This window comes from Microbacterium sp., assembly GCF_047972865.1.
Taxonomy (GTDB): Bacteria; Actinomycetota; Actinomycetes; order Actinomycetales; family Microbacteriaceae; genus Microbacterium.
Genome location: NZ_JBKEAY010000167.1, coordinates 1 through 7,563, shown reverse-complemented (window position 1 = coordinate 7,563; position 7,563 = coordinate 1). Strand labels below are relative to the sequence as shown.

At 71.1% G+C, this 7,563-nt stretch carries 6 protein-coding genes and 1 pseudogene; 3 read left to right on the top strand and 4 right to left on the bottom strand.

The window, feature by feature from the left end:
• The 4 genes and pseudogenes from ACK5KK_RS10375 to ACK5KK_RS10360 form a co-directional block, all read right to left on the bottom strand.
• Positions 1-545 (bottom strand): annotated as a pseudogene (locus tag ACK5KK_RS10375) (thiol reductant ABC exporter subunit CydC); the annotation flags it as partial.
• Positions 542-2,200, bottom strand: a complete 1,659-nt coding sequence (gene cydD / locus ACK5KK_RS10370) for a thiol reductant ABC exporter subunit CydD (protein WP_416890010.1) — start codon at positions 2,198-2,200, stop codon at positions 542-544. The pseudogene ACK5KK_RS10375 and the gene cydD, both read right to left, overlap by 4 nt.
• A gap of 49 nt (positions 2,201-2,249) precedes the next feature.
• Positions 2,250-3,284, bottom strand: a complete 1,035-nt coding sequence (gene cydB, locus ACK5KK_RS10365; protein ID WP_416890009.1) for a cytochrome d ubiquinol oxidase subunit II — start codon at positions 3,282-3,284, stop codon at positions 2,250-2,252.
• Between the two features lie 9 nt (positions 3,285-3,293).
• On the bottom strand, positions 3,294-4,721 hold the full coding sequence (locus ACK5KK_RS10360) for a cytochrome ubiquinol oxidase subunit I (RefSeq protein ID WP_416890008.1): 1,428 nt from the start codon (positions 4,719-4,721) through the stop codon (positions 3,294-3,296).
• A 114-nt stretch (positions 4,722-4,835) separates the two neighbouring features.
• On the opposite strand from ACK5KK_RS10360, the gene moaA reads away from it, so the two are divergent.
• The 3 genes from moaA to ACK5KK_RS10345 form a co-directional block, all read left to right on the top strand.
• Positions 4,836-5,912: a GTP 3',8-cyclase MoaA gene (gene moaA, locus ACK5KK_RS10355; RefSeq protein WP_416890007.1), complete on the top strand. Its 1,077-nt coding sequence runs from the start codon at positions 4,836-4,838 to the stop codon at positions 5,910-5,912.
• Position 5,913: 1 nt separating this feature from the next.
• A complete protein-coding gene (fdhD, locus tag ACK5KK_RS10350; RefSeq protein WP_416890006.1) occupies positions 5,914-6,741 on the top strand; it encodes a formate dehydrogenase accessory sulfurtransferase FdhD in 828 nt (275 codons plus the stop codon).
• The coding region (locus ACK5KK_RS10345) for a cell wall-binding repeat-containing protein (protein ID WP_416890005.1) at positions 6,738-7,563 on the top strand (826 nt) is incomplete at its 3' end. The genes fdhD and ACK5KK_RS10345, both read left to right, overlap by 4 nt.

Sequence of the window (7,563 nt, the reverse complement as noted above, 5' to 3'; positions counted from 1 at the left end):
GCGCCCGCGGCCCACCCCCACGCCGTCGCAGCGGCGCCGGCCGCCCCCAGACAGGCCGCGAGCGTGAGGGCGGCGGGCCACGACACCGCGGCGACGAGAACCACCGCGGCCAGCGCGACCGCCGCGGAGGACAGCAGCGGCAGCGCGACCCGCAGCGGCAGGTTCTGCAGTTCGTCGACGTCGTCGACGAGCGAGGCGAGGATCGAGCCGCGGCGCGTTCTCACGAGCCCGTCGGGCGCCCGCGGCACGAGCCGGCGCACGAGGTCGGTGCGGGCGACCGCCAGCTGACCGAGCGCGGCATCGTGGCCCCAGAGCCGCTCCGTGTAGCGGAAGGATGCCCGCGACAACGCGAACGCCCGCACGCCGACGACCGCCGCCGACAGGTACATCACCGGCGGCTGTTCCGAGGCGCGCACGATGAGCCAGGCGCTCACGGCGAGGAGCGCCACCGCCGAGCCCTCGGAGGCGAACGCGGATGCCGCGGCGGGCCAGAAGCGCCGCGCCGGCGGCATCGCGGCCCGCAGGACGGTGCGCGTCGTCGTCATGCGGGCACCTCCGCGGCGAGACGCACGACCCGGTCGGCGATGCCCTCGGCCGACGTCCGGTGCGAGACCAGCAGGACGGTCGCGCCGTCGTCGGCGAGCGAGCGGATGCTGCGCCACAGGCGCCGTTCGGTGTCGGCATCGAGGGCGGCGCTCGGTTCGTCCAGCGCGAGCACCGGTCCCCACCCGCGCAGGTGGCGATAGAACGCGCGGGCCACTGCGACCCGCTGCGCCTGCCCTCCCGACAATCCCGCCCCCTGCACGCCGAGTTCCCGGTCGAGGTCCACTTCCCCCGCGGCGGCGAGCTCGAGTGCTCGCGATCCGAGCGATCGCTGCGGGGCGTCGTCGCCGAGACAGACGTTGCCGGCGACCGTGCCGGCGATCAGCCCGGCATCCTGCCCCGCCCAGGCCAGCCAGGTCGACGGCATGCGCCGGGCGATGTCGTCGCCGGACCACAGGATCGTGCCGTCGTAGCCGGTCGCGCCGCGCAGGGCCTCCAGCAGGCTCGACTTTCCGGCACCGCTCGGACCGGTGATCAGGGTGACCGTGCCGGGCTCGGCGACGAACGAGACCGGCGGCAGCCGATGCTCGCCGCGCCGCACCGAAACCTCGCGCACCGCCAGTGTTTCCGCCGGTGCCGCCCGCTCGGGCCGGCGAGGCTCGGTGGCGGGTACCTGCGGCCGGCGCGCGGCCTCGTCGAGCACGGCGAACACGTCGTCGGTGGCGGCGACCCCCTCGGCGGCGGCGTGGTACTGCACGCCGACCTGCCTCAGTGGCAGATAGGCCTCGGGCGCGAGCAGCAGCACGAACAGACCTACCGCGAGGGTCAGCGACCCGTCGAGTAGGCGGAACCCGATCGAGACGGCGACGATGGCCACCGAGATGGACGCCAGGAACTCCAGCGCGAACCCCGACAGGAACGACACCCGCAGCACCCGCATGGTCTCGCGCCGATACCGGTCGGTGATCGCTCTGATGCCGTCGACGGCACGATGCTGGCGACCGTACACCTTCAGGGTGGACAGCCCCGCCACGGTGTCGGTGAACCGCGCGGCCAGCCGGCCGAGCGTCTGCCACTGCCGCCGCTGCACGGTGCGGGTGGCCAACCCGATCAGCACCATGAACAGCGGGATGAGCGGAAGCGTCAGCAGCACCGTCAGGCCCGACAGCAGGTCGGCGGACCACATCACGACCACCAGGATCGGCGTGGCCACGGCGGTAGCCACCAGTTGCGGCAGATAGCGGCCGAAGTAGGCGTCGAGAGCCTCCAGCCCCCGTCCGATCGTCACCGCGAGGCGCGCGTCGTTGCGGGTGTCGAGCCAGCCCGGTCCCAGACGCCCGACGGCGTCGACGACCCCCTCGCGCAGCTGCGTCGCCACGCGGGCCGCCGCGTCGGCCGCGACGCGCTCCCGGGCCCACAGGAGTACTCCCCGCGCCGCCACGACGACCGCCAGCGCCATCAGGGTGGACCCGGAGGTCGTCCCCGAGATCGCGGCCACGATCGCCTGCGTCAGCAGCCACGCGAAACCGATCGTGATCGCCGTCTGCGCCAGCGCGATGGCGGCGAGGGCGACGAAGAACCCGCGCGAGGCGGCGGCGTGGCGCCGCAGCCGGGGATCGACCGGGGCACGCCGGGTGCCGGCATCCGGCGCACTCACGCCGGGCACCTCCCGCCGGATCGGTGCGACCGCTCGGTCCGCCGCGGTGTCAATGGACGGCGGCGGCGTCGGCCTGTGCGATGCGGGCGCGGGTGACGCGCTTGCGGAACACCCAGTAGGTCCATCCCTGGTAGAGGAGGACCAGCGGCAGGAAGATCAGCGCCGCCCAGCTCATGATCGTGAGGGTGTAGTCGGTGCTCGACGCGTTATCGATCGTGAGGCTGTAGGCCGGGTCGGTCGTGGCAGGCAGCACATACGGAAACAGCGCCAGCCAGAGCGTGAGGACGGCGAACACGATCGTGATCGCCCCCGACGCGAACGCCCGCCCGTCGCGTCCGATCCGGCCGAACGCCACCGATGCCAGCAGCGCCACGGCCGCGACCGCGCCGGACGCGATGACCGCCCACAGCAGCGGTGCGTCACGACCGGCCGCCAGGACGATCGTCCACACCACCGTGCCTGCGGCGAAGACGACGGCGGGGAGGGCCAGCCGCGCTGACAGCGTGCGGGCGCGCTCGTATACCTCGCCGTCGGTCTTCAGCGAGACGAAGTACACGCCGTGCAACCAGAACAGGAACAGGGTCGTCAGTCCCACCCACAGTCCGTAGGGATTCAGCAGGGTCAGCAACGATCCGGTGAATTCGTGGTCGGCATCCAGCGGCACCCCCTGCACGATGTTGCCGACGGCGACACCCCACAGCAGCGCGGGAACGGCCGAGCCGATCACGATCAGACTGTCGAACCCTCTCTTCCAGCGCAGCGACTCGCGCTGGTGGCGGTACTCGAACGACACCCCACGGGCGATCAGGGTGAGCAGGATGAGAAGCAGCGCAAGGTAGAAACCGCTGAACAGGGTTGCATACCACTCCGGGAACGCCGCGAACAGGCACGCTCCCGCCACGATCATCCACGTCTCGTTGAGGTCCCAGACCGGGCCGATCGTGTTGATCACCTGGCGGCGCGACACCTCGTCCTTGCCGAGGAAAGGCAACGACATCCCGACGCCGAAGTCGAAGCCGTCGAGGACGAAGTAGCCGACGAACAGCACTCCGATGAGGAAGAACCAGAGATAGGCGAGGTCCATGGCGCGCTCCTAGTACACCGTCGTGGGGGTCTGATCGATCGGCTGACCGGTGGGGTCGGGATCGTCCGGGCCAGGCAGCGGATCGGGTCCCTTCTTCGCGGCCTTCAGGATGAGGCCGAACTCGACCACCGCCAGCGCCGCGTAGACGAGAGTGAACGCGACGAGCGATATGAGCACCGTCCATCCGGGGACGCTCGGCGAGACACCGTCTTCGGTGAGCATCAGGCTGAAGACGATCCACGGCTGGCGGCCCATCTCGGTGAACACCCACCCGACGAGGCTTCCCAGCAGCGGCAGCGGCGCCGACCAGATGGCGACCTTCCACATCCAGCGTGCGACCGGGCGCTTGGCGCTCTTGCGGGTGACCCACAGGCCCACGACCGCGATCAGCGTGGAGACGGCGCCGAGGCCGATCATCCAGCGGAACGACCAGTAGGTGACCCAGATGATCGGCATGTAGTCGATGCCGCCGCCGAACTGCTGCGTGTACAGCGCCTGCATCTCATTGAGCCCCTCGACGCACCCGTCGAGACTGTGCGTCGACAGCAGCGACAACAGGTAGGGCACGCGCAGCGACCAGATCTCGCTCGACCCGTCGGGGGTGCCGATCGAGAAGATCGAGAACGACGCGTCGGCCCCGCACGCGGTGTGCCACAGGGCTTCGGCGGCGGCCATCTTCATCGGCTGGGTCTCCACCATCACCAGCGACAGCTGGTCCCCGGTGAGGGCGGTGAGGGCGAACGCGATGATCGTGAACCACAGGCCGAACTTCAGGGCGGGCCGCATCGTGGCCACGTGCTGCGCGCGGGAGAGGTGGTAGGCCGCGACGGCGGTGATGACGGCACCGGCGAACATGAAGGCCGCGAACAGGGTGTGCGGGAAGGCCGCCATCGCGACCGGGTTGGTCAGCACGGCGCCGAAGTCGGTGAGCTCGGCGCGACCGGACGTCTCGTTCAGGGTGTAGCCCACCGGGTTCTGCATGAACGCGTTCGCGGCGATGATGAAGTACGCCGAGAGGATCGACCCGATCGAGGTCATCCAGATCGATGCCAGGTGCAGACCCCGCGGGAGTTTGTCCCACCCGAAGATCCACAGGCCGATGAAGGTCGCCTCGAAGAAGAAGGCCATCAGACCCTCGAACGCCAGCGGCGCCCCGAAGATGTCGCCGGTGAACCGGGAGTAGCTCGACCAGTTCATCCCGAACTGGAACTCCTGCACGATCCCGGTGACGACACCCATCGCGAAGTTGATGAGGAAGATGCGGCCGAACAGCCGGGTCAGGTGCAACCACTTCACGTCGCCGGTGCGGTACCAGATGGTCTGGAAGACGGCGACCGCGAGCGACATGCCGAGGGTGAGCGGCACGAACAGGTAGTGGTACAGCGTGGTCAACCCGAACTGCCATCGGGCCAGTACCAGCGGATCGAGCAGTTCCATCGCGAATCCCTTTCCCTCTCCCTTGAGGGAAACGGTAGCTCGCGGTCCCACGTGCGGCGACCGGGCCGACCCGTGACAAATAGCGACTACGCTCGAAGCCACGGAAGGGGATCGATGCCCGCGATCATGATCGGGATGCCGCGCTCGCCGCGTGCCCCGATCGACCTGCCCGCCCCCGGCCTCGGCGGGCTCGGGGACCGGCTCGTCGACGGGTTCGGGAGGGTCCATCGCGACCTGCGGATCTCGCTCACCGACCGGTGCTCGCTGCGATGCACGTACTGCATGCCGGAGCAGGGCAACGAGTGGCTCGCGCGCAGCAGCATCCTCACCGTCGACGAGATCGTCCGGGTAGCGACGGTCGCCGCCGCCGACGGCATCACCACGTTCCGCCTCACCGGCGGGGAGCCGCTGCTGCGGCCCGACCTGACCGAGATCGTCGGCGCGCTCGCCGCGTTGCGCAGCCCCGACGGGCACCCTGTCGACGTCGCCATGACCACCAACGGCATCCGGCTCGCCGAACGGCTTCCCGCGCTGCAGCAGGCGGGGCTGGCGCGCGTGAACATCTCCATCGACACGCTCGACCGTGACCGGTTCGCCGCGCTCACCCGACGCGACCGGCTCGATGACGTGCTGGCCGGCATCGAGGCCGCCGCCCGTTCGGGTCTGCACCCGCTCAAGCTCAACGCCGTGGCGATGCGCGGCGTCAACGACGGCGAACTCGTCGACCTGGTGGCGTTCGCGATCGCGCACGGCGCGCAGATGCGGTTCATCGAGCAGATGCCGCTGGATGCCGGTCACACGTGGGACCGGCAGGCGATGGTCACCCGGGACGAGATCCTCGCGTCCCTGTCGAGGAGGTGGGATCTGTCGCCGGTGCCCGGTCGCGGCGGGGCGCCCGCTGAGCGGTGGCTGCTCGACGGTGGCCCGCACACCGTGGGGGTCATCGCCTCGGTCACGGCACCGTTCTGCGGCGACTGCGACCGCCTTCGGCTGACCGCCGACGGGCAGCTGCGCAACTGCCTGTTCTCGACGAGTGAGTACGACCTGTTGCCGGTGCTGCGCGGCGGCGGTGCGGATGCCGACATCGACACGGTGCTGCGCGGCTGCATCGCCGGCAAGAAGGCCGGCCACGCCATCGACGACCCGGCGTTCCTGCAGTCGGCGCGGGGTATGAACGCTATCGGAGGCTGAGGTGGGGCGGATCACAGCGCGCACGCCGGTGGTGCGCATCCGGCTCGGTGAGTCCACCTCGCGGCGGGCGGACGTGCTCGCCGTGGAGGAGCCGCTGGAGATCCGCGTGGGCGGGGTGCCGTTGGCGGTCACGATGCGCACGCCCGGCCACGACGTGGAACTGGCGACCGGTTTCCTGCTGTCGGAGGGGGTGATCTCCTCCGGTGCCGACGTGCGCGGGGCGATCCACTGCGGCGGCCCCGGCACCGGGGGTGCCGACAACACGTATAACGTGCTCGACCTCACCCTCGCGCCGGAGGTCGAGCCGCCGGCGCCGAACCGCAACTTCTACACGACCAGCTCGTGCGGGGTGTGCGGCAAGGCATCGATCGAGGCCGTGCAGACGGTGTCGGCCCATCCGCCGACAGGCGACGAGGTCACCGTCGCAGCACACGTCGTCGCGGGGCTTCCCGATGCGCTGCGCGCCGAACAGGCCGTGTTCGACAAGACCGGCGGACTGCACGCAGCGGCGCTGTGCACTCCCGCGGGCGAGCTTCTCGTGGTGCGCGAGGACATCGGCCGCCACAACGCGGTGGACAAGGTGGTCGGTTGGGCCGCCATGAACGACCGGATGCCGGCGAGCGGCACCATGCTCCAGGTGTCGGGCCGGGCGAGCTTCGAACTGGTGCAGAAAGCGGTCATGGCCGGCATCCCGATCCTGTCGGCGGTGTCGGCGCCGTCGTCGCTCGCGGTGGAGCTCGCGCGCGAGATGGGGTTGACGCTGGCGGGGTTCGTGCGCAACGGTCGAATGAACGTCTACTCCCGGCCGGAGAGGATCCAGGAGCCATGAGGTCTGCCGCATCGCGTCGCGCCCGCTTCGGCGCTGCGATGCTGAGGGCGGCGATCCTGGCACTCCCCGCCACCGCGGCGTTCGCCGCTCCCAGCGACTCGGTGACCCCGCCGGCCGTCCCGCAGGCGGCCGCCCCCGACGGGGGAGGCACCCCAACGGGCGGGCCGGAGGTCTCGTCGACGCCGGCGCCGGACGGCGCGGTGGAGCCGACACCGGGTCCGGGCGGCGCAGTGGGGCCGGACGTCTCTGCGACACCGGAGCCGGATGGGGCCGTGGCGCCGGACGGGGCAACGGAGCCGGATGGGGCCGTGGAGCCGGAGTCCGGCGACCCCGAGACCGTGCTCCCCGGCACCGATCAGCTGCGACAGCTCGACGCCACCCCCGACGCGGTCGCGGGGTTCGCGGAGACCGCCGCGACGATCCCGTCGGCCTCCCGCGTGTCCGGCTCGACCCGCTACGACACCGCGGTGCGTGCGACGCGGGCCGTCTACCCGTCGGGTGCGGCCGTCGTCGTCGTCGCGTCGGGCAACGAACTGACGCAGTCGATCGCGGCCGCGGGCGTGGCGGCGGCGATCGGCGCGCCGCTGCTGCCGGTGACCGCCTCCTCGGTGCCGAGCGTCGTCGCGCAGGAACTCGTCCGGTTGGCACCGCAGCGTATCCTCGTGGTCGGACCCACCTCGAGCGTGTCGACGACGGTCGGGTCTCGACTGCGCGAGATCACCTCCGACGTGACCCGGCTGTCGGGTTCTGATGTCTACGCACTCTCCCACGCCGCGCTGCCGCGGTTCCATCCGCGCTCCGACGTCGTGTACGTCGCGGGGG

Excerpts from the sequence above, each read along its gene's own strand:
- ACK5KK_RS10360 (WP_416890008.1), bottom strand. The coding sequence starts at position 4,721 with ATGGAACTGCTCGATCCGCTGGTACTGGCCCGATGGCAGTTCGGGTTG.
- moaA (WP_416890007.1), top strand. The coding sequence starts at position 4,836 with ATGCCCGCGATCATGATCGGGATGCCGCGCTCGCCGCGTGCCCCGATC.
- cydB (WP_416890009.1), bottom strand. The coding sequence starts at position 3,284 with ATGGACCTCGCCTATCTCTGGTTCTTCCTCATCGGAGTGCTGTTCGTC.